The following is a 933-nucleotide window of genomic DNA, read 5'->3' as shown; positions in this document are numbered from 1 at the left end:
GTCCGCACCCGCACGGTGCGCGAGGAGTTGCTGACCGCGATGCGGGAGCGGTGGCGCACCGACCTGACCGCGGACGGTATGGACGGGGCGGCGGTGGCGGCGCGGGTGGCGCGGGGGAACATCCTGTTCGACGCGCCGGAGGTGATCGTCCCGTTCTGCGTGCCCGACGGCGCGCACCCCTACCCGGATCCGCGTCGGCGGGCGGCGGAGGCGACGATGTTCACCGTCGCGGTCGGTGCGGCCGTGCAGGGGCTGCTGGTGTCGCTGGCGACCAAGGGGATCGGCAGCTGCTGGATCGGTTCGACGATCTTCGCCGCGGACACGGTGCGCGGTGTCCTCGACCTGCCCGACGACTGGCAGCCGCTCGGCGCGATCGCCGTCGGCTACCCCCTCGAACCACTCACACCCCGCCGGCCCACCGACCCCGGCGACGCCCTCATCGAGAAATGACCCACACACCATGAGGCACCTGAACGAGGCGAGAGCTCCTTGCGCCGCGCACGCACACGCTGATCGATTGTGACGACACGCTGACGTGGATCGTCGAAACCGAAAGGGAATGAGTAGAGAATGACCATCGTGTCCGAACCCACCGCATCGCAGAAGGTCGAGCTGACCGACGAGGAGATTTTCGCCGGCCACGTCGGGGGAAAGCTGTCCGTGGAGTTGACGACCCCGCTGGACAGCCAGCGCGACCTGTCCATCGCCTACACCCCGGGGGTGGCGCAGGTCTCCCGCGCCATCGCCGCCGACGAGACCCTCGCCGACCGCTACACCTGGACCAGCCGCCTGGTGGTCRTCGTCTCCGACGGCTCCGCGGTCCTCGGTCTCGGGGATATCGGCCCGCGTGCCTCTCTTCCGGTGATGGAGGGCAAGTCGGCCCTGTTCAAGAACTTCGCGGGCCTGAACTCGATCCCGCTGGTCCTCGACACC

Annotated in this window: 1 protein-coding gene and 1 pseudogene; both read left to right on the top strand. The window is 69.3% G+C overall.

The features are described from left to right. Positions 1 to 450: nitroreductase family protein (locus AC1DWT_RS51590; protein ID WP_477926318.1), on the top strand; the 450-nt coding region annotated here is incomplete at its 5' end. A gap of 120 nt (positions 451 to 570) precedes the next feature. Continuing rightward, positions 571 to 933 (top strand): annotated as a pseudogene (locus AC1DWT_RS51585) (NAD-dependent malic enzyme); the annotation flags it as partial.

It is taken from the genome of Rhodococcus sp. P4_B6 (genome assembly GCF_056402215.1).
The sequence above is the reverse complement of the archived record's forward strand: the minus strand, read 5'-3'. Positions and strand labels throughout refer to the sequence as shown.